Source organism: Streptomyces griseosporeus (genome assembly GCF_014656055.1).
Taxonomy (GTDB): domain Bacteria; phylum Actinomycetota; class Actinomycetes; order Streptomycetales; family Streptomycetaceae; genus Streptomyces; species Streptomyces griseosporeus.
The window spans coordinates 934641-957343 of sequence record NZ_BNBR01000003.1; the positions used below are offsets into that span (position 1 = coordinate 934641).

23 protein-coding genes are annotated in these 22703 nt (G+C 73.0%); 15 read left to right on the forward strand and 8 right to left on the reverse strand.

From position 1 onward, the window contains the following. Nucleotides 1-39: 39 nt before the first annotated feature. Together IE308_RS18705 and IE308_RS18710 are read left to right on the forward strand one after the other, a co-directional pair. The gene (locus IE308_RS18705) at nucleotides 40-1671 is read left to right on the forward strand and encodes a phospho-sugar mutase (protein ID WP_190218779.1); all 1632 of its coding nucleotides are present in this window, start codon (nucleotides 40-42) and stop codon (nucleotides 1669-1671) included. Nucleotides 1672-1821: 150 nt separating this feature from the next. Continuing rightward, complete coding sequence (locus tag IE308_RS18710; protein ID WP_190218780.1) at nucleotides 1822-3018, forward strand: putative hexosyltransferase; 1197 nt, start codon at nucleotides 1822-1824, stop codon at nucleotides 3016-3018. Nucleotides 3019-3051: 33 nt separating this feature from the next. On the opposite strand, the gene IE308_RS18715 is transcribed toward IE308_RS18710, so the two are convergent. Further along, entirely contained in the window at nucleotides 3052-3738 is a 687-nt protein-coding gene (locus IE308_RS18715; RefSeq protein ID WP_190218781.1) for a PH domain-containing protein, read from the reverse strand. Nucleotides 3739-4128: 390 nt separating this feature from the next. Between IE308_RS18715 and deoC the strand changes: the two genes are divergently transcribed. From deoC to IE308_RS18730, 3 genes are read left to right on the forward strand one after another with little or no spacing between them, the layout of a single operon-like run. Further along, nucleotides 4129-5091: a deoxyribose-phosphate aldolase gene (gene deoC / locus IE308_RS18720; protein WP_190218861.1), complete on the forward strand. Its 963-nt coding sequence runs from the start codon at nucleotides 4129-4131 to the stop codon at nucleotides 5089-5091. 5 nt (nucleotides 5092-5096) lie between these two features. Further along, a complete protein-coding gene (locus tag IE308_RS18725) occupies nucleotides 5097-6548 on the forward strand; it encodes an aldehyde dehydrogenase family protein (protein WP_110630006.1) in 1452 nt (483 codons plus the stop codon). After that, the gene (locus tag IE308_RS18730) at nucleotides 6541-7428 is read left to right on the forward strand and encodes an aldehyde dehydrogenase family protein (protein WP_110630005.1); all 888 of its coding nucleotides are present in this window, start codon (nucleotides 6541-6543) and stop codon (nucleotides 7426-7428) included. The genes IE308_RS18725 and IE308_RS18730 overlap by 8 nt, the downstream gene beginning before the upstream one ends. 79 nt (nucleotides 7429-7507) lie before the next feature. Here IE308_RS18730 and IE308_RS18735 read toward each other — a convergent pair whose 3' ends face one another. Continuing rightward, nucleotides 7508-7936: a hypothetical protein gene (locus IE308_RS18735; protein WP_110630004.1), complete on the reverse strand. Its 429-nt coding sequence runs from the start codon at nucleotides 7934-7936 to the stop codon at nucleotides 7508-7510. Nucleotides 7937-8007: 71 nt separating this feature from the next. Between IE308_RS18735 and IE308_RS18740 the strand changes: the two genes are divergently transcribed. Then, nucleotides 8008-8712, forward strand: coding sequence for a uridine kinase (locus IE308_RS18740; RefSeq protein WP_190218782.1), 705 nt, complete (start codon nucleotides 8008-8010; stop codon nucleotides 8710-8712). Between the two features lie 170 nt (nucleotides 8713-8882). On the opposite strand, the gene IE308_RS18745 is transcribed toward IE308_RS18740, so the two are convergent. Continuing rightward, entirely contained in the window at nucleotides 8883-9650 is a 768-nt protein-coding gene (locus tag IE308_RS18745; RefSeq protein ID WP_190218783.1) for a SigE family RNA polymerase sigma factor, read from the reverse strand. Nucleotides 9651-9876: 226 nt separating this feature from the next. Between IE308_RS18745 and afsQ1 the strand changes: the two genes are divergently transcribed. From afsQ1 to IE308_RS18770, 5 genes are all read left to right on the forward strand, one after another. Continuing rightward, nucleotides 9877-10554 carry a two-component system response regulator AfsQ1 gene (afsQ1, locus tag IE308_RS18750; RefSeq protein ID WP_043503601.1) on the forward strand — a complete coding sequence of 226 codons (678 nt, stop codon included), beginning with the start codon at nucleotides 9877-9879 and terminating at the stop codon, nucleotides 10552-10554. Further along, nucleotides 10551-12116, forward strand: coding sequence for an ATP-binding protein (locus tag IE308_RS18755; protein ID WP_110630001.1), 1566 nt, complete (start codon nucleotides 10551-10553; stop codon nucleotides 12114-12116). The genes afsQ1 and IE308_RS18755 overlap by 4 nt, the downstream gene beginning before the upstream one ends. Next, a complete protein-coding gene (locus IE308_RS18760) occupies nucleotides 12113-12715 on the forward strand; it encodes a hypothetical protein (RefSeq protein ID WP_190218784.1) in 603 nt (200 codons plus the stop codon). Before IE308_RS18755 ends, IE308_RS18760 begins: the two co-directional genes overlap by 4 nt. Nucleotides 12716-13026: 311 nt before the next feature. Beyond that, nucleotides 13027-13608, forward strand: coding sequence for a VanZ family protein (locus IE308_RS18765; RefSeq protein ID WP_190218785.1), 582 nt, complete (start codon nucleotides 13027-13029; stop codon nucleotides 13606-13608). A gap of 81 nt (nucleotides 13609-13689) precedes the next feature. Next, on the forward strand, nucleotides 13690-13890 hold the full coding sequence (locus tag IE308_RS18770) for a PspC domain-containing protein (protein ID WP_110629998.1): 201 nt from the start codon (nucleotides 13690-13692) through the stop codon (nucleotides 13888-13890). An 81-nt stretch (nucleotides 13891-13971) separates the two neighbouring features. On the opposite strand, the gene IE308_RS18775 is transcribed toward IE308_RS18770, so the two are convergent. After that, nucleotides 13972-14331 carry an ATP-binding protein gene (locus IE308_RS18775; RefSeq protein ID WP_190218786.1) on the reverse strand — a complete coding sequence of 120 codons (360 nt, stop codon included), beginning with the start codon at nucleotides 14329-14331 and terminating at the stop codon, nucleotides 13972-13974. A gap of 139 nt (nucleotides 14332-14470) precedes the next feature. Next, nucleotides 14471-15634 (reverse strand): adenosine deaminase, encoded by a 1164-nt coding sequence (locus IE308_RS18780; RefSeq protein WP_190218787.1) that lies wholly within the window; start codon nucleotides 15632-15634, stop codon nucleotides 14471-14473. 113 nt (nucleotides 15635-15747) lie between these two features. Here IE308_RS18780 and IE308_RS18785 point away from each other — a divergent pair, with 113 nt between their 5' ends. Continuing rightward, entirely contained in the window at nucleotides 15748-16509 is a 762-nt protein-coding gene (locus tag IE308_RS18785; RefSeq protein WP_190218788.1) for an alpha/beta fold hydrolase, read from the forward strand. Nucleotides 16510-16555: 46 nt separating this feature from the next. Here the strand turns inward: IE308_RS18785 and IE308_RS18790 are convergent, their stop codons facing one another. Continuing rightward, nucleotides 16556-17506 carry a LysR family transcriptional regulator gene (locus IE308_RS18790; RefSeq protein WP_190218789.1) on the reverse strand — a complete coding sequence of 317 codons (951 nt, stop codon included), beginning with the start codon at nucleotides 17504-17506 and terminating at the stop codon, nucleotides 16556-16558. 63 nt (nucleotides 17507-17569) lie between these two features. On the opposite strand from IE308_RS18790, the gene IE308_RS18795 reads away from it, so the two are divergent. Together IE308_RS18795 and IE308_RS18800 are read left to right on the forward strand one after the other, a co-directional pair. After that, nucleotides 17570-18853: an MFS transporter gene (locus IE308_RS18795; protein WP_190218790.1), complete on the forward strand. Its 1284-nt coding sequence runs from the start codon at nucleotides 17570-17572 to the stop codon at nucleotides 18851-18853. A gap of 242 nt (nucleotides 18854-19095) precedes the next feature. Beyond that, nucleotides 19096-20109, forward strand: a complete 1014-nt coding sequence (locus IE308_RS18800) for a sigma-70 family RNA polymerase sigma factor (RefSeq protein ID WP_190218791.1) — start codon at nucleotides 19096-19098, stop codon at nucleotides 20107-20109. Here the strand turns inward: IE308_RS18800 and IE308_RS18805 are convergent. Continuing rightward, nucleotides 19993-20379 (reverse strand): STAS domain-containing protein, encoded by a 387-nt coding sequence (locus tag IE308_RS18805; protein ID WP_190218792.1) that lies wholly within the window; start codon nucleotides 20377-20379, stop codon nucleotides 19993-19995. The two genes, IE308_RS18800 and IE308_RS18805, sit on opposite strands and share 117 nt — an antisense overlap. Nucleotides 20380-20441: 62 nt before the next feature. Here IE308_RS18805 and IE308_RS18810 point away from each other — a divergent pair, with 62 nt between their 5' ends. After that, nucleotides 20442-21362: an AEC family transporter gene (locus IE308_RS18810; protein WP_190218793.1), complete on the forward strand. Its 921-nt coding sequence runs from the start codon at nucleotides 20442-20444 to the stop codon at nucleotides 21360-21362. A 45-nt stretch (nucleotides 21363-21407) separates the two neighbouring features. Here IE308_RS18810 and IE308_RS18815 read toward each other — a convergent pair whose 3' ends face one another. Further along, nucleotides 21408-22691, reverse strand: coding sequence for a thymidine phosphorylase (locus tag IE308_RS18815; protein ID WP_190218794.1), 1284 nt, complete (start codon nucleotides 22689-22691; stop codon nucleotides 21408-21410). Between the last annotated feature and the right edge of the window lie 12 nt (nucleotides 22692-22703).

Below are 22703 nucleotides of genomic sequence, written 5' to 3' on the forward strand. Positions count from 1 at the left end.
CGCATCGCCGAATACCGACGAGGAGAGGCTGAACCGACCGTGCACGACGAAGTCATCGCCCGGGCCCAGGCCTGGCTGGCCGAGGACCCCGACCCGGACACCCGCGCGGAACTCGCCCGGCTGATCGAGGCCGACGACGTCAAGGAGCTGACCGCCCGTTTCTCCGGCACCCTGCAGTTCGGCACCGCCGGTCTCCGTGGTGAGCTGGGCGCCGGCCCGATGCGCATGAACCGCACGGTCGTCATCCGGGCGGCGGCGGGCCTCGCGTCGTACCTGAAGAAGCAGGGCCAGGAGGGCGGTCTGGTCGTCATCGGCTACGACGCCCGCCACAAGTCCGCCGACTTCGCCCTCGACACGGCCGCCGTGATGACCGGCGCCGGCCTGCGCGCGGCGGTCCTGCCCCGCCCGCTGCCGACGCCCGTCCTCGCCTTCGCCATACGGCACCTCGGCGCAGTCGCGGGCGTGGAGGTCACCGCCAGCCACAACCCGCCCCGCGACAACGGCTACAAGGTCTACCTCGGCGACGGCTCCCAGATCGTGCCGCCGGCCGACGCGGAGATCGCCGCCGAGATCGCGGCCGTACCGTCCCTGACGGTCGTCCCGCGTCCCACCGAGGGCTGGGAGACGCTCGACGACAGCGTCCTGGAGGCCTATCTGGCCCGCACGGACGCCGTCCTCGCCGCCGGCTCCCCGCGCACGGCCCGCACGGTCTACACGGCCATGCACGGCGTCGGGAAGGACGTCCTGCTGGCCGCGTTCGCCCGGGCCGGTTTCCCCGAGCCGGTGCTGGTCGCCGAGCAGGCGGACCCGGACCCGGAGTTCCCGACGGTCGCCTTCCCCAACCCGGAGGAGCCGGGCGCGATGGACCTGGCGTTCGCCAGGGCCCGCGAGACCGGCCCCGACCTGGTGATCGCCAACGACCCGGACGCCGACCGCTGCGCCGTCGCCGTGCGGGACGGCGCGGACTGGCGGATGCTGCGCGGCGACGAGGTCGGCGCGCTGCTCGCCGCGCACCTGGTGCGCCGGGGCGTGACCGGCACCTTCGCCGAGTCGATCGTCTCCTCCTCGCTGCTCGGCCGGATCGCCGAGAAGGCGGGCCTGCCCTACGAGGAGACCCTCACCGGCTTCAAGTGGATCGCCCGCGTCGACGGCCTGCGCTACGGCTACGAGGAGGCCCTCGGCTACTGCGTGGACCCCGAGGGCGTGCGCGACAAGGACGGCATCACCGCCGCGCTGCTGATCACGGAGCTGGCGTCGCAGCTGAAGGAGGAGGGCCGCACCCTCCTCGACCTGCTCGACGACCTCGCCGTGGAGCACGGCCTGCACGCCACCGACCAGCTGTCGGTGCGCGTGGAGGACCTGTCGGTCATCGCGAGCGCGATGCGCCGCCTGCGCGAGCAGCCGCCGACCGAGCTGGCCGGCCTGGCGATCGTCCGCGCCGAGGACCTGACCCGGGGCACGGACAAGCTGCCGCCCACCGACGGCCTGCGCTACACCCTGGACGGCGCGCGGGTCATCGTCCGCCCGAGCGGCACCGAGCCCAAGCTGAAGTGCTACCTGGAGGTCGTCGTGCCGGTCGCGTCGCACGCCGGGCTGCCGGAGGCGCGGGCGAAGGCGGCCGGACTGCTGGACGCCGTCAAGCGGGACCTGTCGGCGGCCGCGGGCATCTGATCCGCCGCGCGTTTCCCTCAGGGCCTCGATGGGGCGCCCCCGGCCGGGGGCGCCCCATCGGGTGATTTCGGACGGCTGCCGCGGCCGCGGCGCCCCCGCCCGGGCAACGGTGTACCGGTACCGCCCGCCCGAGTGCTGGAGGCCGCCGCCGTGTCCCCGACCGCCCCCGATACCGCCCCGAGCGGGCGCGTCCCCGCCGCCCGGCGTCACGCCGGCCCGCTGCCCGGGGCACGAGCGGGCGCGCTGCGGGCCGCGCTGCTGCGGGCGGCCCCCGCCCTCACGGCGTACCTGGCCGTGCGTCTGACGAGCCTGCTGCTGCTCGCGCTGTGGGCGCACCGCCAGCGCCACGGCGTCTGGCCGATCCTCGCGACGCAGTGGGACGCCGCCTGGTACCTCGGCATCGCCGACCACGGCTACGCCCATGAGCTGGGCACCCGCTACGACGCGAACAACCTCGCGTTCTTCCCGCTGTACCCGCTGCTGGTCAAGGCCGTCGCCGCCGTCACGCCGGGCACCCGGGCGACGACGGGCCTGTGCCTGGCGGTGGCGGCGTCGGTGGTGGCGGCGTGGGGGGTGTTCGCGGTCGGCGCCCACCTGCACGACCGGCGCACCGGCGTGCTCCTCGCGACCCTGTGGGCGGCGCTGCCGGTGGGCCTGGTGCAGTGGATGGGCTACACCGAGTCCCTCTTCACGGCGTGCGCGGCCTGGGCCCTGTACGCCGTCCTGACGGGCCGCTGGCTGTGGGCGGCGGGCCTGGCGGTGGCGGCGGGCCTGACGCGCCCGACGGGCGTCGCGGTGGCGGCGGTGGTGACGGTGGCGGCGCTGCTCTCGCTGCGCCGGGGCTTTGCGGGGCGCGCGCTGGCGGCGGCCCTGCTGGCGCCGCTGGGCTGGTGTGGGTACGTGGGCTGGGTGGGCCTGCGGCTGCACCGCTGGGACGGCTACTTCGCCGTACAGCGGCTGTGGCACAACGAGTGGGACGGCGGGGTGGAGACCCTGCGCCGGATGCGGCAGCTGCTGATGTACGACTCGACGCCCGAGCTGTTCCTGGTCCTGGTGACGGCGACGCTGCTGGGGTCGGCGGTGCTGTTCGCGCTGTCGCTGTGGGACCGCCAGCCGCTGCCGCTGCTGGTGTTCTCCGGCGTCCTGCTGCTGATCGTGCTGGGCAGCGGCGGCGTCTACTTCCCCCGCGCCCGCTTCCTGCTGCCCGCCTTCCCGCTGCTCCTGCCGCTGGCCCGCCACCTGCTCCGGGCCACGCCGCGCTACCGGGTGCTGATGCTGGGGGCGGCGGTGGCGGCGGGGGTCTACTTCAGCGCGTACATGGCGCTGGTGTGGCCGAGCGCACCCTGAAACGCCCTCGGGGTGGGGTCGGGCCGGGCGGGGTCAGGCCACCGCCGACAGGATGGCCAGCAGGACCGCGCCGACGATCACCGGCGCGATCACCTCGTACGCCCACCGCACGGTCACGTCGCCCTGGGACGTGGCCGCCGGGCCCCGCGACTGCAGCAGGTCCTTCAGCTCGTCCATGATCCGGTCGCCCTCGGCGCGCGCGGGGCCCTCCGGCTCGGGCGCGGGGCCGCCGGGCACGCCCACCGGGCCCGGGCCGAACAGGCCCCGGCCGCGGCCCCGGCCGCCGCGCTCCCCGGCCTCGATGCGGGCCTGCTTGCTCGCGGCGCGCTTGCGGGCGCGCAGCGAGACCGGCACGGCCCACAGCTGGTACTTGGTGCCGGACTTGTCGAAGACCTCGTTGGTGTAGCCGGAGCGGAACATCTCGATCTGGCCCCAGGGCAGCGTGATGACCCGCAGCGGGTTGCGTACGCGCAGCCGGTGCTCGTTGGCGAGGACGGCGGGCCGCAGGGTGAAGGCGGTGACCGCCGGCACGACGAGGATCAGCACGGCGAGCGCCAGCCAGGGGGTCCGGCCGTGCCCGACGACGATCGCGTCGATACCGAGCCAGCCGGCGATGGCCAGCAGCAGGACGCCTGCGGCGATGCCGGAGGGCGACCGGTAGATCCGGTCCGGGGACGCGGGGGCCTGCGGCGCGGGGGAGGACGGGCGCGGGGTGCTCATGAGGCCGATTGTGCCGTACCGCTCCGCGGGGATGCCGGGCGCCTTGTCGCCGCGGACGGCGGGTCGCCGTGTGCGGGTGCGGGTCGTCTGCGGTTGCTCGCGCAGTTCCCCGCGCCCCTCAGGTGCCTCGCCCTGGCCGGCGCTTCCCCGTCGCCGCCCTGCGTAACGCCACAGCGCCGTAGCGCGGGCGGCCGTACGCGGGTGCGGGTCGTCTGCGGTTGCTCGCGCAGTTCCCCGCGCCCCTTAGGTGCCTCGCCCTGCCCGGCGCTTCCAGTGGCAGAAACGCCTTCCCCGGGCCTCTGAGGTGTCTCGCCCGGCCCGGCATTTGTCCGTGCCCTTCTGCCAGGGGTGTACAGCCGCTACGCGCGTAGATATGCTCGTCTGGTGACCATGCCCACCAATGCACCCACCGCAGCCCACAGCCTCTCGGACGTGACGTCGTCCGACAGCACGCTGCGCCGCTTCCTCCACGGGCTGCCCGGCGTCGACGCGGTCGGCCTGGAGGCGCGTGCCGCGGCGCTGGGCACCCGTTCCATCAAGACGACCGCCAAGGCGTACGCGATCGACCTCGCCATCTCGATGGTCGACCTGACGACGCTGGAAGGCGCGGACACCCCGGGCAAGGTCCGGGCGCTCGGCGCCAAGGCGGTCCGTCCCGACCCGACCGACCGCACCACGCCCGCCACCGCGGCGGTCTGCGTCTACCCGGACATGGTGGCCGTCGCCAAGGAGGCCGTCGCCGGCTCCGGCGTGAAGGTCGCCTCCGTCGCCACCGCCTTCCCGGCCGGCCGGGCCGCGCTGGAGGTGAAGCTCGCGGACGTGAAGGACGCCGTCGCGGCGGGCGCGGACGAGATCGACATGGTCATCGACCGCGGGGCGTTCCTCGCGGGCAGGTACCTGAAGGTGTACGACGAGATCGTCGCCGTGAGGGAGGCCTGCGGCACCTCGGCCCGGCTGAAGGTCATCTTCGAGACCGGCGAGCTGTCGACGTACGACAACATCCGCCGCGCCAGCTGGCTCGGCATGCTGGCCGGGGCCGACTTCATCAAGACCTCGACCGGCAAGGTCGCCGTCAACGCGACCCCCGCGAACACCCTGCTGATGCTGGAGGCCGTGCGGGACTTCCGCGCGCAGACCGGGATCCAGGTCGGCGTGAAGCCGGCCGGCGGCATCCGCACCAGCAAGGACGCGATCAAGTTCCTCGTCCTGGTCAACGAGACCGCCGGCGAGGACTGGCTGGACAACCACTGGTTCCGCTTCGGCGCCTCCTCGCTCCTGAACGATCTGCTGATGCAGCGTCAGAAGCTGGCCACCGGCCGCTACTCCGGCCCTGACTACGTGACGGTGGACTGATCACCATGAGCATCGAGAAGCGGTCTTCCGCATTCGAGTACGCACCGGCGCCCGAGTCCCGCTCGATCGTCGACATCGCCCCCTCCTACGGCCTGTTCATCGACGGCGAGTTCGTCGAGGCCGCCGACGGCAGGGTCTTCAAGACGGTCAGCCCGAGCACGGAGGAGGTCCTCTCCGAGGTCGCCCAGGCGGGCGCCGAGGACGTGGACCGCGCGGTGAAGGCCGCCCGCAAGGCGTTCGAGAAGTGGTCGGCGCTGCCGGGCTCCGAGCGCGCCAAGTACCTGTTCCGCATCGCGCGGATCATCCAGGAGCGCAGCCGTGAGCTGGCCGTCCTGGAGACGCTGGACAACGGCAAGCCGATCAAGGAGACGAGGGACGCCGACCTGCCCCTGGTGGCGGCGCACTTCTTCTACTACGCGGGCTGGGCCGACAAGCTCGACCACGCCGGTTTCGGGCCCTCGCCGAAGCCGCTGGGCGTGGCCGGCCAGGTCATCCCGTGGAACTTCCCGCTGCTCATGCTGGCGTGGAAGATCGCCCCGGCGCTGGCCACCGGCAACACGGTCGTGCTGAAGCCGGCCGAGACGACCCCGCTGTCCGCGCTGTTCTTCGCGGACATCTGCCGCCAGGCGGGCCTGCCGAAGGGCGTCGTCAACATCCTCCCGGGCTACGGCGACACGGGCGCCGCGCTCGTCGCACACCCGGACGTGAACAAGGTCGCCTTCACCGGCTCCACCGCCGTCGGCAAGCAGATCGCCCGCACGGTCGCGGGCTCCCGCAAGAAGCTCACTCTGGAGCTGGGCGGCAAGGGCGCCAACATCGTCTTCGACGACGCCCCGATCGACCAGGCCGTCGAGGGCATCGTGAGCGGCATCTTCTTCAACCAGGGACAGGTCTGCTGCGCGGGCAGCCGCCTGCTGGTCCAGGAGTCGATCCAGGACGAGCTGCTGGACTCGCTCAAGCGGCGCCTGTCGACGCTGCGCCTCGGCGACCCGCTGGACAAGAACACCGACATCGGCGCGATCAACTCCGAGGAGCAGCTCGCCCGCATCACCACGCTCGTCGAGCAGGGCGAGGCGGAGGGCGCCGAGCGCTGGTCGCCGGCCTGCGAACTGCCCTCGTCCGGCTACTGGTTCGCCCCGACGCTGTTCACGAACGTCACCCAGGCGCACACCGTCGCCCGCGACGAGATCTTCGGCCCGGTGCTGTCGGTGCTGACCTTCCGCACGCCGGACGAGGCGGTCGCGAAGGCCAACAACACGCCGTACGGCCTGTCGGCGGGCATCTGGACCGAGAAGGGCTCCCGGATCCTCGCCGTGGCGAACAAGCTGCGCGCGGGCGTCGTCTGGTCCAACACGTTCAACAAGTTCGACCCGACCTCGCCGTTCGGCGGCTACAAGGAGTCGGGCTTCGGCCGCGAGGGCGGCCGCCACGGCCTGGAGGCGTACCTCGATGTCTGATCGGCTTTCCGTACTGAAGACCTACAAGCTGTACGTCGGCGGGAAGTTCCCGCGTTCCGAGAGCGGCCGGGTGTACGAGGTGACGGACCACAAGGGCAAGTGGCTGGCCAACGCGCCGCAGTCGTCCCGCAAGGACGCCCGTGACGCGGTGGTGGCCGCGCGCAAGGCGTTCGGCGCCTGGTCGGGCGCGACGGCGTACAACCGCGGCCAGGTCCTCTACCGCGTGGCGGAGATGCTGGAGGGCCGCAAGAGCCAGTTCGTGCACGAGGTCGCCGACGCCGAGGGCCTGTCGAAGTCCAAGGCGGCCGACCAGGTCGAGGCGACGATCGACCGCTGGGTCTGGTACGCGGGCTGGACCGACAAGATCGCCCAGGTGGTCGGCGGCGGCAACCCGGTCGCGGGCCCGTTCTTCAACCTGTCCTCCCCCGAGCCGACGGGCGTCGTCGCCGTGCTGGCCCCGCAGGAGTCGTCGTTCCTGGGCCTGGTCTCGGTGCTCGCCCCGGTGATCGCGACCGGCAACACGGCCGTGCTGGTGGCCTCCGAGAAGGCCCCGCTCCCGGCCCTGTCCCTGGGCGAGGTCCTGGCCACCTCGGACGTCCCCGGCGGCACGGTCAACATCCTCTCCGGCCGTACGGCGGAGATCGCGGCGCCGCTGGCCGCGCACCAGGACGTCAACGCGATCGACCTCGCGGGCGCCGACGAGGCGCTGGCGAAGGAGCTGGAGATCGCGGCGGCGGACAACCTCAAGCGCGTCCTGCGTCCACAGCCTGTGGACGACTGGTTCGCCTCGCCGGGCCTGGACCGCATGACGGCGTTCCTGGAGACGAAGACCGTCTGGCACCCGACGGGCTCCCTGGGCGCCTCCGGCTCGTCCTACTGAGCTGCGGACCGCCCCACGAACGAGCCGCGCCGCCCCTCCGTCCGGGGGCGGCGCGGCTCTTTGCGTGCGCGCGGCGGCGTCAGCCCACCGGGCCGCCCTGCACACCGCCCAGCAGCCCCGTGAGCTGTCCCAGCACCGGTACCGCGCCGAGCGACTGGGCCTGCGCCACCGGCCCCGTCAGGGCCTGGGACGTCAGCGGCTGGAAGTCGCCGAGCTGGGTGCCCACACCGTTGTCGAGCGGGTCGACACCGGTACCGGCGAGCGGGTTGGGCTTGAGGCCGGCGACCGGCCCGGTGACGTACCCCACGGTCCCGGTCAGCGCGGCGAGGCCCGCCCGGGGGTCGATCTTGCCCAGGCTGGACGGCCGGGTCTGCACCACGTCCAGGACGGGCTCGGCCTCGGCCGCGGAGGCACTCGCCGCGCCCGCTCCGAGGGCGACGCCCGCGGTCGCGAGGGCGACCAGGGCACGCCGGCCGGCCGGGGTCTGGGGGGAGTCGTGTCGGGCCATCGCCACTGCCACCTCTGCTACGGAAAAGAGCTACGAGACGTAATCAGGTCGGTGCGAAGCGTAGTTGAGGTGTGAGTCGTGTATCAAAGCCGACCCGCGGGGTCGTTCGACGGCCGGGGGATGCCTCACACTGGTGTCCCGTGAGTTCCCTTCCGTCCTTGTCCGCGCGCGTCGTGCTGCTCTGCGGCCCCTCCGGTTCCGGCAAGTCGCTCCTCTCCGCCCGTTCCGGCCTTCCGGTGCTCCGGCTCGACGACTTCTACAAGGAGGGCGACGACCCCACGCTGCCGCTGGTGGCCGGGAGCTCCGACATCGACTGGGACGCCCCCGGCTCCTGGGACGCGGACGCGGCCGTCGCCGCGATCGTGGACCTGTGCCGCGGGGGCCGTACCGACGTGCCGGTGTACGACCTCTCGCTGAGCGCCCGCACCGGCACCGAGACCGTCGACATCGGGCGCGCCCCGCTGTTCATCGCGGAGGGCATCTTCGCCGCCGAGATCGTCACCCGCTGCCGGGAGCTGGGCGTCCTCTCCGACGCGCTGTGCCTGAGCCGCGGTGCCGTGACCACCTTCCGGCGCCGGTTCCTGCGGGACCTGCGCGAGGGCCGCAAGTCGGTGCCGTTCCTGCTGCGGCGCGGCTGGCGGCTGATGCGCGCCGAGCGTTCCATCGTGGCCCGGCAGACCGCGCTGGGCGCGTACGCCTGCGACCGGGACGAGGCGCTGGTCCGGCTGGCGGCGGCGGCCTGGGCGGCCAGGTTCACCGACCGGACGGCGGCGTGAGGCCGTACGGCACCGCGGAGTCGCGACCGTAAGGCCGTACGGCACGCGAAAACGGGACTGGACGGACCCCCCGGCCCTCCAGCCCCGCTCTCTTCCCCCGTACCACCCCCGTGGATCCCCCCCAGGGACCCCCGTGTTTCCCCTTGTTTCCCCCGTGTCCCCCCTCACCCTCAGGCGACAAGCTCCCCGAAGGCGTCCTCCTCGTCACGGCCGAAGCTGAGGACCTCGTCCTCGCGCAGGCGGCGCAGCGAGCGCCAGATGCTGGACTTCACCGTGCCGACACTGATGTCGAGGATCTCCGCGATCTCCGGGTCGGTGCGGCCCTCGTAGTAGCGCAGGACCAGCATCGTCCGCTGGAGTTCCGGCAGCCGGGCCAGCGCCTGCCACAGGACCGCGCGCAGCTCGGTGCCGCGCATCGCGTCCGTGTCGCCGGGCGTCTCCGGCAGCTCCTCGGTCGGGTACTCGTTCAGCTTGCGGCGGCGCCACGCGCTGATGTGCAGGTTCGTCATGGTGCGGCGCAGGTATCCGCCGACCGCGGCCTTGTCGCTGATCCGGTCCCACGCCCGGTACGTCGAGAACAGCGCGCTCTGCAGCAGGTCCTCGGCCTCGAAGCGGTCGCCGGTCAGGTGGTAGGCGGTGGCGTACAGGGAGGCGCGGCGCTCCTGGACGTAGGCGGTGAACTCCGCCTCCGACAGGGACGTCCGCTCCCCCGAGCCCTCCCCGTACGCGCTTCCCCCGTGCGTGTCCCCCGTGTGCGCGTCAACCACCGTCATGTAGGGCTGAAGCCCTTGCTGCGCATGCGCGGTGTGCTGACGCCCGGTGCCGCGAGCGCACCCCCGCCCGCTCACGGCACCGGACTTCTCCGAACCCCGGTGCGTGTGCACGTCGTGCAGACGCGTGACCACTGCGCTGGTGCTGGTGCCGTGCAGCGTGTTCATCTCGCGCCTCCCGTCGTGGACTTCCCGGTATTTCGCTTGCGGTGTTGCCTGTGCCGAAAAGCTTGCCGGGGTCACTTCATCGCCGTGTCCGCCGACTGTCACAGACCTGTCACAGGGGTCGGTGACGGTCTCTTCCAAGATCGGACACAGCCTCCCGGGGTCCGGAGATCGCACCCGTGCGGCCCACAGGTCGAACAGCGGCCCCTCCATGGGCCAGAATGAGCCCGTGCCTTCCCTGTTGCTGATCGAGGACGACGACGCCATCCGTACGGCCCTGGAGCTCTCACTGACGCGCCAGGGACACCGTGTGGCGACCGCTGCCAGCGGTGAGGACGGTCTGAAGCTCCTGCGGGAGCAGCGACCGGATCTGATCGTGCTGGACGTGATGCTGCCCGGCATCGACGGTTTCGAGGTGTGCCGGCGCATCCGGCGCACCGACCAGCTGCCGATCATCCTGCTGACCGCGCGCAGCGACGACATCGACGTCGTGGTCGGGCTGGAGTCCGGGGCCGACGACTATGTCGTCAAACCGGTGCAGGGGCGGGTGCTCGACGCCCGGATCCGGGCCGTGCTGCGCCGCGGCGAACGCGAGTCGAACGACGCGGCGAGCTTCGGCAGCCTGGTGATCGACCGGGCCGCGATGACCGTGACGAAGAACGGGGAGGATCTTCAGCTCACGCCGACCGAGCTGAGGCTGCTGCTCGAACTGAGCCGGCGGCCGGGGCAGGCGCTCTCCCGCCAGCAGCTGCTGCGCCTGGTCTGGGAGCACGACTACCTGGGTGACTCCCGGCTGGTGGACGCGTGCGTCCAGCGCCTGCGCGCCAAGGTGGAGGACGTGCCCTCGTCCCCGACGCTGATCCGTACCGTGCGTGGTGTCGGCTACCGCCTGGATCCGCCTCAGTGACGACACGGCAAGGGGGTTTCCGCGGCTGGGCCGCGGATCGCAAGAGGGGTCTGTCGCGGCTGCGCTTCACCAGCCTGCGACTGCGGCTGGTCGTCGTGTTCGGCCTGGTGGCGCTGACGGCCGCCGTGTCGGCGTCCGGGATCGCCTACTGGCTGAACCGGGAGGCCGTGCTCACCCGCACCCAGGACGCGGTGCTGCGTGACTTCCAGCAGGAGATGCAGAACCGGGCGGGCGCGCTGCCCGAGCACCCCTCGCAGGACGAGCTGCAGCACACCGCCGGGCAGATGGCCAACAGCAGCCAGCGGTTCAGCGTGCTGCTGGTCGCGCAGGACGCGAGCGGCAAGACGGTGTACGGCAACTCCGGCGGCCTGAACGGCTTCGCGCTGCGGGACGTGCCGGTGTCGCTGCGCGAGGCGGTGAACCGGCAGCAGAAGGTCACCTCCGCCAACAAGTCGCCGTACCACCTGTACTGGCAGCGGGTGGTGGACGACGGCACGCCGTATCTGGTGGCCGGGACGAAGGTGATCGGGGGCGGTCCCACCGGCTACATGCTCAAGTCGCTGGAGCCGGAGGCGAAGGACCTCAACTCGCTGGCCTGGTCGCTGGGCATCGCCACGGGCCTGGCTCTGATCGGCGCCGCGCTGCTCGCGCAGGCCGCCGCGACGACCGTGCTGAAGCCGGTGCACCGGCTCGGCATCGCCGCCCGCCGGCTGGGCGAGGGCAAGCTGGACACGCGGCTGCGCGTGTCGGGCACGGACGAACTCGCCGATCTGTCGCGGACGTTCAACAACGCGGCGGAGGCCCTGGAGAAGCGGGTCGCGGACATGGCGGCCCGGGACGATGCCTCCCGGCGTTTCGTGGCCGACATGAGCCACGAGCTGCGCACCCCGCTCACCGCGATCACGGCCGTGACGGAGGTGCTGGAGGAGGAGCTGGAGTCGGAGGCGGGCGGCATCGACCCGATGATCGAGCCGGCCGTACGGCTGGTGGTCAGCGAGACGCGCCGGCTGAACGACCTGGTCGAGAACCTGATGGAGGTCACCCGCTTCGACGCGGGCACCGCCCGGCTGGTCCTGGACGACGTCGACGTGGCCGACCAGATCACCGCCTGCATCGACGCGCGGGCCTGGCTGGACGCGGTCGAGCTGGACGCCGAGCGCGGCATCCACGCCTATCTGGACCCGCGCCGCCTGGACGTCATCCTCGCCAACCTGATCGGCAACGCGCTCAAGCACGGCGGGTCGCCGGTACGGGTGTCGGTGCGCGAGTCGGACGACTCGGTGGTGATCGCGGTCCGCGACCACGGGCCTGGCATCCCCGAGGACGTCCTGCCGCACGTCTTCGACCGCTTCTACAAGGCGAGCGCCTCCCGCCCCCGTTCCGAGGGCAGCGGCCTCGGCCTGTCCATCGCCCTGGAGAACGCGCACATCCACGGCGGCGACATCACTGCCGCCAACTCCCCCGAGGGCGGCGCGGTGTTCACGCTGCGGCTGCCGCGGGACGCGTCCGAGCTGGCGCGGAAGTCCGACGAGGGGGAGACATCCGAGGGGGAAGCCACGTGACCGTCAAACGCCTGCTCGCGCTCCCGCTGCTGGGCGTGGTGCTGGCCGGGTGCGGCATCCGCGCCACGGAGGTCCCGACCGACTTCGGGGCGGCACCCTCCCGGGTGCGCTGTTCGCTCGCCGAGCCGGACGTCTCCCCGCAGGCCGCGCGCGGGGTGCCGGTGCAGGTGTTCCTGCTGTGCGGCTCGTCGCTGGTGGCCGTGGACCGGTCGGTACGGGTCCCGGAGGGCGCGCCGGACTCCCAGCGCCGGGTCCTCGTCGCCCAGGGCCTGCTGGACGAGCTGGCGCAGACGCCGTCGGCGGCGGAGAAGGAGGCCGGCTACACGACCGACGTGCGCGGCGGCATGACGGTGCGGGGGCCCGGTCCGCGCGACCCCGACGACGCCCTGCGTCTGAGCACCTCCCCCGGTGACCTGACCTCGTACGCCCTCGCGCAGCTCGTGTGCACCTTCTCCGACTCGGCGGCGGCCGAGGGCGACGGCTCGGTCGTCCTGGGCGGCCCGACGGGCCCGCTGCGCCGCTACGAGTGCACGGACGAGGTCCGCACCCGCCCCGGCACGAAGGAGCCGCCGTCGACGGAGGTGGGGGCGGGGGGCTGACCCCTCCGCGGGCACGGGAGGCCCGCCAAGGGTGCGGGAGGCCGGGACAGCGGTGCGGGAGGCGCGGGCAGGGGTGCGGAAGGCCCGGGCAGGGGTGCGGAAGGCTTGGACAGCGGTGCGGGGGCCCGGAAAGGGGTTCGGGAGGCCCGGTCACGGCTGCCCGGCAGGCCCGGTCACGGCGACCCGGCGGGCCCGGGCGGGCCGCTCTCCCCTCTGTCGGCGGTCGCCGGTGTGGCGGACGCCTCACGGGGATATCGGCTGTCCGCGCGGAAGCCGGAACCGTTCCCGCCGGGCGTGGCGTCTTGGGGGGCGTGCAGCGTGAAGGCTCCATCGGCGGCAACGCCGTTCTCCGCATCCGGCTGACGGGAGGCGTCCTCCTCGTCGCGCACCTCGCATTCGTCGCCTGGTTCACGCTGCGACCCCTGGACGTCCCCTGGGTGATGCCGGCCAATCTGCGTCCCTTCGCCGGGATCCGCGCCGACCTGGCGCTGGGCTGGCCCGAGGCGGCGCGCCGGATCGGCGCGGGTCTGGCGCTGCTGGCGCCGCTCGGGGTCCTGCTCCCGCTGGCGCACGGCCGGCTCGCGGTCTCCCGGCTGGGTTCCCTGCTGCGGACCGTCGCCGCGGGCACGCTGCTCTCGCTGGGCATCGAGCTGCTCCAGACGGGGGTCCCCGGTCAGGTGGTGGACGTCGACTCGCTCCTCCTCAACGCCGTCGGCGTGGCCCTGGCGCATCTGGCGGTGGTCCCGGCGGCCCGCGCGTGGCTCCGCCGCAGGAACGAGCCCGCCGAGCACGCCGCACCCCGCTGGGAGGAGCCGGCTCAGGGTCGGACCCCGACGATTCCCAGGGTCGGGATCGCCCCGTGGAGCGACGCTTCGTCCTCTTCGTCCCCGTAGCGTGGACGGCAGATGGGTACCCGGCCGGCCGCAACGGCAGGCCGTGAGGGCCCACCGGCCAATCCACCGACGGGAGTTTCCATGTCCAGCCTCGCCCGCCCCACCCAAGGCCGCATGATCGGCGGCGTGTGCGCCGCGCTGGCCCGGCGCTTCGGTACGTCCGCGACGACGATGCGGGTGATCTTCCTGCTGTCGTGTCTGCTGCCCGGCCCGCAGTTCGTGCTGTACATCGCGCTGTGGCTCCTCCTGCCGTCGGAGGACAAGGCCCGCACGGCCTGGTGACCGCGGGCGGACACGCCGGCGGGGCGCATCCCGGGTGAGAAGGGATGCGCCCCGCCGGCGCGTGCAGGGCGGTACGGCCGCTCAGCCGCCCAGCGGCAGCCCGTTGAGGCCGACACCCTTGGTGGGCAGCAGGTTCCCCACCGGCAGACCGCCGAGGAGCCCGGCGACCGGGGCGGTCGGGCCGCCGGCGAGCGCCTGCTGCGCGGCCGGCTGCGCGGCGGTGAGGCTCGATCCGGCCGCGGACTTGCCCTGGGTCAGCGCCTCGGCGGCACCCGGCAGCGTCGTGACGATGTTCTCCGCCGGCAGGGTGCGGGTGACACCGTCCAGCGCCTGGCCGGCGTCGGGGACGGCGGGGGCGGCGCTGGCGGCGCCGGCACCCGCGGCGGCGAAGGCGGCACCGAGGGCGGCGACACCGAGGGTCTTGGCAGCAGACTGCTTCATGAAATGAGTCCTCGTAACGGAAACGACGGGGATATGAGCGGTCCACGACCGTAAACATGCCGAGGCACCCGCCGCAAACATCGAAATGCGGACGGGTTGTGAATGCCCGTCCGCATTCCGCGCACGCGTATTCCCGTACTCAGCCCTCCGTGTCCGCAGAACCGCTGGTCGAGGCGGTCTGCTGGAACAGCCATTCGGACTTGAGTTCCGCGTACCCGGGCTTGATGACGTCATTGATCATCGCGAGTCGTTCATCGAAAGGAATGAACGCTGATTTCATCGCATTGACGGAGAACCACTGCAGGTCGTCGAGCGTGTAACCGAACGCCTCGACCAGGTGCTCGAATTCCCGGCTCATGCTGGTGTGGGACATCAGCCGGTTGTCGGTGTTCACCGTGGCCCGGAAGTGCAGCCGGCGCAGCAGCCCGATGGGGTGCTCGGCGTACGACGCGGCGGCGCCGGTCTGGAGGTTGGAGCTGGGGCACAGCTCCAGCGGGACGCGCTTGTCGCGGACGTAGGAGGCGAGCCGGCCGAGCCGCACGGTGCCGTCCTCGCGTACCTCGATGTCGTCGATGATGCGCACCCCGTGCCCGAGCCGGTCGGCGCCGCACCACTGGAGGGCCTGCCAGATGGAGGGCAGCCCGAAGGCCTCACCGGCGTGGATGGTGAAGTGGTTGTTCTCCCGCTTGAGGTATTCGAAGGCGTCCAGGTGCCGGGTGGGCGGGTAGCCGGCCTCGGCGCCCGCGATGTCGAAGCCGACGACGCCCGCGTCCCGGTAGGCGTTGGCGAGTTCGGCGATCTCCAGGGAGCGGGCGGCGTGCCGCATGGCGGTCAGCAGGGCGCCGAGGCGGATGCGGTGGCCGTTCTCCCGGGCTTGCCGCTCGCCCTGCCGGAAGCCCTCGTTGACGGCCTCGACGACCTCCTGCAGGGTCAGGCCCTGGGCGAGGTGCTGTTCGGGGGCGTAGCGCACCTCGGCGTAGACGACGCCGTCCTCGGCGAGGTCCAGGGCGCACTCGCGGGCGACCCGGACGAGGGCGTCGCGGGTCTGCATGACGCCGACGGTGTGGGAGAAGGTCTCCAGGTACCGTTCCAGGGATCCGGAGTCGGCGGCCTCGCGGAACCACAGGGCGAGCTTGTCGGGGTCGGTGTCGGGGAGTTGGTCGTACCCGCTGTCGCGGGCGAGCTCGACGACGGTGGCGGGACGCAGGCCGCCGTCGAGGTGGTCGTGCAGCAGAACCTTGGGCGCCCGGCGGATCTGGTCCGGGGTGGGCGTGGTGCCCGTCCGAATGGTCTGGCTCGTCATCTCCGCACTGTAACTCCTACGCGCGTAGACAGCCCGGCACGCGCATCCGTCGATACGCAACGGTGACCCTACGGACGGGTGGCGTACACCCGCGCTTCTGACACTGTTCTGTCATGGCACAGCAAGCGACGCCGCTTCGTACGGCCCGGCTGGGGCGGGCAGTTGGACAGGAGCCGACGACGGTCAGCGGGGCGGTGCTGCTGCTGCCCGGCGGTGACGAGATGTCCGCCCGCAGACCCTCTCCCCTGCTCGCCGCGGCCTCCGTCCGCGCACTGGGGCGGCGGCTGGCGCGGGCGGGCCGCGCGGAGGGGCTGGCGGTGCACGTCGTGCACTACCGGTGCCGCGGCTGGAACGGCAGCGACGCCAACCTGGCCTGCGACGCGGCCTGGGCGGCCGACGAGATCGTACGCCGCCACGGGGACGTCCCCGTCTGCCTCGCCGGGCTGGACATGGGCGCCCGGGCCGCGCTGCACGCGGGCGGCCACGAGGCCGTCAACTCCGTCCTGGCGATCGCCCCCTGGCTGCCGGAGGAGGACGTCGCGGCACCACCCGAACCGGTGAAACAGCTGGTGGGCCGGCAGGTGCTGATGGTGCACGGCACGAACGACGAGCGCACCGACCCGGAGCTGTCGTTCCGGCTGGCGGTGCGGGCGAAGAAGGCGAACCGGCAGGTGTGCCGGTTCGAAGTGCACTCGGACCGGCACCGGTTGCAGCAGTATCGCGACGAAGTCCTCGCTCTGGCCGAGGACTTCGTCATGGGGGCGCTGTTCGGGCACGCCTTCTCCCGGCCGGTCGTGGACGCCTTCGCGGCGCCGCCGCCCATAGGACTGCGGATGCCGCTGGCCTCCGGGTTCGGCAGGTCACTGCGGCGGTGAGGCGGGGGCGGCCCGCGACGGAAGGGCCGGGTGCCGCCCGCGGCGGTCAGGGCAGCAGGCTGCCCCTCCTCGACAGCAGGAACTTCTTGAACGCCGCCACCGGCGGTGTGTCCGGGTGCCCGGCCCGCCAGGCCACGCCGATCTCGCGGACCGCCCGCGGGGCCGTGACCGTCAGCTCCACCACGCCCGGGCGCGGGACGGTGGGCGGCGGCAGCAGGGCGACCCCCAGGCCCGCCGCGACCAGGCCCCTGAGGGTCTCCGCCTCCTCGCCCTCGAAGGCCACCCGGGGCTTGAACCCGGCCTCCTGGCACAGGTCGTCGGTGATGCGCCGCAGGCCGTAGCCCGGCTCCAGGGTCACGAACGTCTCGTCGGCGGCCTCCGCGAGGCGGACCCGGCGCCGGGCGGCGAGGCGGTGGTCGGCGGGCACGACGAGGCGCAGCTTCTGCTCGTCGAGGCGGCGGGCCACCAGGTCCTGGGCGTCGGGGACCGGGGAGGTCAGGCACAGGTCGAGTTCGCCGGCGCGCAGCCCCTCCAGCATCGCCTCGCCGTGGTTCTGGACGAGGCTGAAGCGGACCCGGGGATGGCCGGCGCGGAAGGCATGGAGCAGGCCGGGGACGGTCTCGGCGCCCATGGTGTGCAGGAACCCGAACGCGACCTTGCCGGTGGCCGGGTCGGCGTCCGCGCGGACCTCCTCGGCGGCCCGCCCGATCTCCGCGAGGGCGCGTTCGACGGAGGTGAGGAAGGTGCGGCCGGCCGGGGTGAGGGAGACGGTGCGGCCCCGCCGGGCGAACAGGTCGACGCCGAGGTCCTGTTCGAGACGGACCATGGCGCGGGAGAGGGTCGACTGGGGGACGTTCAGCTCCTGCGCGGCCCGGGTCACGTGCTCGGTGCGGGCCACCCCGGCGAAGTACGCGAGGCGTGGCGCGAGCGACATCACCATGTCTTCTGTGTCACCGGTCCGTGACAGTCGCGGCTGTGACCTCTGCTGATGCACCATGGGAACGATTATCGCCAGTCCGTGCATTGGACGCATGAGCCGGGGCGTCCGTACGTTCGAGGCATGACTCCCGCCAGTACCGGGGCGTCCACCACCGTGGGCGCCGTTCCGTCCGTCTCGCTTCCGCCGTCCGGCCCCTCCTCCGACTCCCGTATGACCCCCGGCGGCCCCGGCTACCGCCGGATGAGCCTCGCGCTGTTCCTCGCGGGTGTCGCGACGTTCGCCCTGCTGTACTCCACCCAGGCCCTGCTGCCGCTGATCTCCGCCGACCTCGGGGTCGCGGCGGGCGAGGCGAGCTGGACGGTGGCGGCCGCGACGGGCGGTCTGGCGTTGTTCGTCCTCCCCATGAGCGCCCTGTCGGAGCGCTTCGGACGCCGTACGGTCATGACGGTCTCGCTGGCCGTCGCGGTGGCGGTCGGGCTGCTGGTGCCGTTCGCGCCGTCGCTGGGCGCGCTGGTGGCGCTGCGGGCGGTGCAGGGCGCCGCGCTGGCCGGGCTGCCGGCCTCGGCGACGGCGTACCTCGCGGAGGAGGTCACGCCGCGGGCGCTGGTCACCGCGATCGGGCTGTTCGTCGCGGGCAACAGTGTCGGCGGGATGAGCGGCCGGGTCATCACCGGCTGGGTCGCCCAGGAGTGGGGCTGGCGGGCCGCCGTCGCGGTCGTCGGCTTGATCGCGGTCGGGTGCGCGGTGGCGTTCCGGGTGCTGCTGCCCGCGCCGCGGCACTTCCGGGCGGGTTCGCTGCGGCCGCGCGTGCTGGTGGGCACGGTACGGGAGCACCTGGGGAATCCGCTGCTGCGGCGGCTGTACGCGATCGGCGCGCTGTTCATGACCGTGTTCGGCGGCGTGTACACGGTGATCGGGTACCGGCTGACCGAGGCGCCGTTCGGGCTGCCGCAGGGTGTCGTCGGCTCGATCTTCCTGGTGTACCTCGTCGGCACGGTGTCCGCGTCCGGGGCCGGGCGGCTGGTGGGGCGGCTCGGGCGGCGCGGCGCGCTGTACCTGGCCGGCGGTACGACGGCGGCGGGGCTGCTGCTGTCGCTGGCCGGGTCGCTGGTGCCGGTGCTGCTGGGGCTGGTGCTGATCACGGCCGGGTTCTTCGCGGGGCACGCGGTGGCCTCTTCGGCGGTGAGCAAGACGGCGACGCGGGGGCGGGCGCAGGCGTCCGCGCTGTACCAGTCGGCGTACTACATCGGGTCGAGCGTGGGCAGCACGGTCGGGGCCATGGCGTTCCACTCGGGGGGCTGGGGCGGGACCGTGGGGGTCGGGCTGCTGGCTGTGGCGGGGGTTGTGGGGATCACCGTGGTGGGGTCGCGGGCGGCTGTGCGGGCGCGCGTCGCTGCGGCCTGATGCCTGCGGCGGCCTGCGGCGCTTTGCAGGGGGTGCCTGCGGCGGCCTGTGCGGGTGCGTCGTGGTTGCTCGCGCAGTTCCCCGCGCCCCTGAGCGCCTGCGGCTGCCCGCGGCTGTCGGCCGTCGTGACCTGCTCTTTTCGGGGAACGCGCGCCGTTGTCAGTGGGCTGCGGTAGCTTCCCAAGTGGTGGGCGTCACAGGACGTCCGGACTACCGCAGTGCCACATGGGGTGGGTGGACCGATGAGCGATACGGCGACTACTACGGACCTGGACGTCCGGCTGGAGCAGCACCGGACGGAGTTGACCGGGTACTGCTACCGGATGCTCGGCTCGTCCTTCGAGGCCGAGGACGCCGTGCAGGACACGATGGTCCGCGCCTGGCGCAGCTTCGACAAGTTCGAGGGGCGGTCCAGTCTGCGCTCGTGGCTGTACCGGATCGCGACGAACGTCTGCCTGGACATGCTGTCGGCGGGCAACAAGCGGGCTCGCCCGATGGACCTGACGGAGGCGACGCCGCTGGCGCAGGCGGCGCTGTCGCCGCGTCCCGACCACACCTGGCTGGAGCCGATGCCGGACGCGCGGGTACTGCCGAGCGTGCAGGACCCCGCGGAGGCGGCGGTCGCCAAGGAGACCGTGCGGCTGGCGTTCATGGCGGCGCTGCAGAAGCTGCCGGCGAAGCAGCGGGCGGTGCTGATCCTGCGGGAGGTGCTGGCGTGGAAGGCGAGTGAGGTCGCCGAGCTGCTGGACACCTCGGTCGCGTCGGTCAACAGCGCGCTGCAGCGGGCCCGGGCCACGCTGGCGGAGCGGCAGGAGCCGGGCGCCGAGGCGGCGGTCTCGGATCCGCTGGACGCGGAGCAGCAGAAGCTGCTGGAGCGCTATGTCGCGGCCTTCGAGGGGTACGACATGACGGCGCTGACGGCGCTGCTCCACGAAGACGCGATCATGACGATGCCGCCGTTCGACCTGTGGCTGTCCGGGCCGGCGGACATCACCGGCTTCATGACCACGCTGGGCGCCTCGTGCGCGGGGTCGAGGCTGCTGCCGGTGCAGGTCAACGGCCTGCCGGGGTTCGCGCACTACAAGCCCGAGCCGGAGACCGGCGGCTTCTCCGCGTGGGCGGTGCAGGTGCTGGAGATCTCAGACGGGCGGATCACCGGTTTCCACTGCTTCCTGGACACCAAGCGCTGGTTCCCGCTCTTCGGTCTGCCCCTCACACTCGAAGCGGAGGCCGACGAGGTGCAGCAGGGCGTGTAGCGCGGGGTCCGGGTCGCGCAGGCGTATCCGGCCCCCGGCCCGGCGGGCGGTGAGCTGGAGCCGGGCCAGCAGGTCCACGGCGGCCAGTCCGGGCGGGCCGAGCCCGCCCACGTCGCAGACGACCACGCCGGTCGGGGTGGTCTCCAGCAGGGTGCGGACGGCATGGCACAGTTCCGGTACCTCGTCGCGGGCGACGGGGCCGGAGAGGCTGAGTACGGCGGGTGTCGTGGCGTCCACGTGCGGTAGACCGGCGGGGCGGCGGCAACTCATCGGTGGGGGCAGACGAGGATCACATTGACCTGGCATGCGGCCGCCCCGGAGGGTGGGTCCCTGTGCAGGGGGTGCTGAACGGGTTCGCGGTCATCGCGGTCGTCATCGGCGTGGGCTATGTCATCGGGCGGCTGGGGTCGCTGGGTGAGCAGGGCCGCGAGGTGCTGACCAAGCTGGCCTTCCATGTGGCGTCCCCGGCGCTGCTGTTCACCACGCTCGCGCGGACCGACCTGTCGGTGGTGTTCTCCAGCCGGCTCCTGGTGACCGCCCTGAGCACGGCCGCGGCGGCCGGTGTCTTCGTGGCGGTGGGGGCCGTACGGGGCTGGAGTGTGGGCCGGACGACGATCGGCGCGCTGTGCTCCAGCTACGTCAACTCCGGCAACCTCGGCATCCCGATCGCGGTGTACGTGCTGGGGGACGCCTCGCTGGTGGCGCCGGCGCTGCTGTTCCAGCTCGTCGGGGTCACGCCGGTCGCGCTGACGATCCTGGACCTGTCCGGCAAGGGCGGTAAGGGGCCGCTGTGGCTGCGGCTGCTGACGCCGCTGCGGAACCCGATCGCGGTCGGCTCGCTGGCCGGGGTGGCGGTGTCCGCCGCGGGTCTGAGGGTCCCGGCGCCGGTGATGGACCCGCTGACCCTGATCGGCGGGATGTCGGTCCCGGCCGTGCTGCTGGCCTTCGGCATCTCCCTGTGCGGCAGCACGCTGCCCGGGCGGGGCCCGGACCGGCGTCAGGTGCTGCTGGCGGTCGCCCTGAAGACGGTGGGCCAGCCGGTGGCCGCCTGGGCCCTGGCGACGGGTGTCTTCGGCCTGCGGGGCGCCCCGCTGCTGGACGTGGTGGTGACGTCGGCACTGCCCGCGGCACAGAACCTGTACACGTACGCGTCGAGCTACCGGGTGGCCGAGCGCCTGGCCCGCGACGCGATCCTGGTGTCGACGGTGGTGTCGGTACCGGTGCTGGTCTTGGTGGCGGCGCTGCTGGGGTGAGTGCCGGGACCGGCGGTGCTCCGCCGGTCCCGTTGTCCGCAAGGGTCAGGCGATGCGTTCCAGCACCACCGGGGACGGCGTGAACGCCGTGCCGGGGGGCGCGATGTCGTAGGAGTCCTCGACTGCCTGGAGGGCGTAGTCGAAGCGCTCCGGGGTGTCGGTGTGGAGGGTGAGCAGGGGCTGGCCCTCGCGCACCTCGTCGCCGGGCTTGGCGTGCAGCTCCACGCCCGCGCCCGCCTGCACCGGGTCCTCCTTGCGGGCGCGTCCGGCGCCCAGGCGCCAGGCGGCGACGCCGATGTCGTAGGCGTCGAGGCGGGTGAGTACGCCGGTGGCGGGGGCCTTGATGACGTGCTGTTCCTTCGCCACCGGCAGCTCGGCGTCCGGGTCGCCGCCCTGCGCGGCGATCATGCGGCGCCAGACGTCCATCGCCGAGCCGTCCGCGAGGGCCTTCGCCGGGTCGGCGTCCTTGACGCCGGCCGCGTCGAGCATCTCGCGGGCCAGGGCGATGGTCAGCTCGACGACGTCCGCGGGGCCGCCGCCGGCCAGGACCTCGACCGACTCGCGGACCTCCAGGGCGTTGCCCGCGGTGAGGCCGAGCGGGGTGGACATGTCCGTGAGGAGCGCGACCGTCCGCACGCCGTGGTCGGTGCCGAGGCCGACCATCGTGGAGGCCAGCTCGCGGGCGTCCTCGATCGTCTTCATGAAGGCGCCGGTGCCGACCTTGACGTCCAGGACCAGACTGCCGGTGCCCTCGGCGATCTTCTTCGACATGATCGAGGAGGCGATCAGGGGGATCGCCTCGACCGTGCCGGTCACGTCCCGCAGGGCGTAGAGCTTCTTGTCCGCGGGGGCCAGGCCGTCGCCCGCCGCGCAGATCACCGCGCCCGTGGTGTCCAGGACGTGCAGCATCTCCTCGTTGGACAGCAGCGCGCGCCAGCCGGGGATCGACTCCAGCTTGTCCAGCGTGCCGCCGGTGTGGCCGAGGCCGCGGCCCGACAGCTGGGGCACGGCCGCGCCGCACGCCGCGACCAGGGGTGCGAGCGGCAGGGTGATCTTGTCGCCGACGCCGCCGGTGGAGTGCTTGTCGGCGGTCGGGCGGGACAGCGACGAGAAGTCCATGCGCTCGCCGGAGGCGATCATCGCCGCCGTCCAGCGGGCGATCTCGCGCCGGTTCATGCCGTTCAGCAGGATCGCCATGGCGAGCGCGGACATCTGCTCGTCGGCGACCGTGCCGCGCGTGTACGCGTCGATGACCCAGTCGATCTGCTCGTCGCTCAGCTCGCCGCGGTCCCGCTTGGTGCGGATGACGGAGATGGCGTCCATGGCCATGGCGTTCCTTCC

Coding starts and splice junctions, on each gene's coding strand:
- IE308_RS18715 (WP_190218781.1), bottom strand. CDS start 3,738: ATGAGCACCCCGCGCCCGTCCTCCCCCGCGCCGCAGGCCCCCGCGTCC.
- deoC (WP_190218861.1), top strand. CDS start 4,129: ATGCCCACCAATGCACCCACCGCAGCCCACAGCCTCTCGGACGTGACG.
- IE308_RS18725 (WP_110630006.1), top strand. CDS start 5,097: ATGAGCATCGAGAAGCGGTCTTCCGCATTCGAGTACGCACCGGCGCCC.
- IE308_RS18730 (WP_110630005.1), top strand. CDS start 6,541: ATGTCTGATCGGCTTTCCGTACTGAAGACCTACAAGCTGTACGTCGGC.
- IE308_RS18735 (WP_110630004.1), bottom strand. CDS start 7,936: ATGGCCCGACACGACTCCCCCCAGACCCCGGCCGGCCGGCGTGCCCTG.
- IE308_RS18745 (WP_190218783.1), bottom strand. CDS start 9,650: ATGAACACGCTGCACGGCACCAGCACCAGCGCAGTGGTCACGCGTCTG.
- IE308_RS18770 (WP_110629998.1), top strand. CDS start 13,690: ATGTCCAGCCTCGCCCGCCCCACCCAAGGCCGCATGATCGGCGGCGTG.
- IE308_RS18775 (WP_190218786.1), bottom strand. CDS start 14,331: ATGAAGCAGTCTGCTGCCAAGACCCTCGGTGTCGCCGCCCTCGGTGCC.
- IE308_RS18780 (WP_190218787.1), bottom strand. CDS start 15,634: ATGACGAGCCAGACCATTCGGACGGGCACCACGCCCACCCCGGACCAG.
- IE308_RS18785 (WP_190218788.1), top strand. CDS start 15,748: ATGGCACAGCAAGCGACGCCGCTTCGTACGGCCCGGCTGGGGCGGGCA.
- IE308_RS18790 (WP_190218789.1), bottom strand. CDS start 17,506: ATGGTGCATCAGCAGAGGTCACAGCCGCGACTGTCACGGACCGGTGAC.
- IE308_RS18795 (WP_190218790.1), top strand. CDS start 17,570: ATGACTCCCGCCAGTACCGGGGCGTCCACCACCGTGGGCGCCGTTCCG.
- IE308_RS18800 (WP_190218791.1), top strand. CDS start 19,096: ATGAGCGATACGGCGACTACTACGGACCTGGACGTCCGGCTGGAGCAG.
- IE308_RS18805 (WP_190218792.1), bottom strand. CDS start 20,379: ATGAGTTGCCGCCGCCCCGCCGGTCTACCGCACGTGGACGCCACGACA.
- IE308_RS18815 (WP_190218794.1), bottom strand. CDS start 22,691: ATGGCCATGGACGCCATCTCCGTCATCCGCACCAAGCGGGACCGCGGC.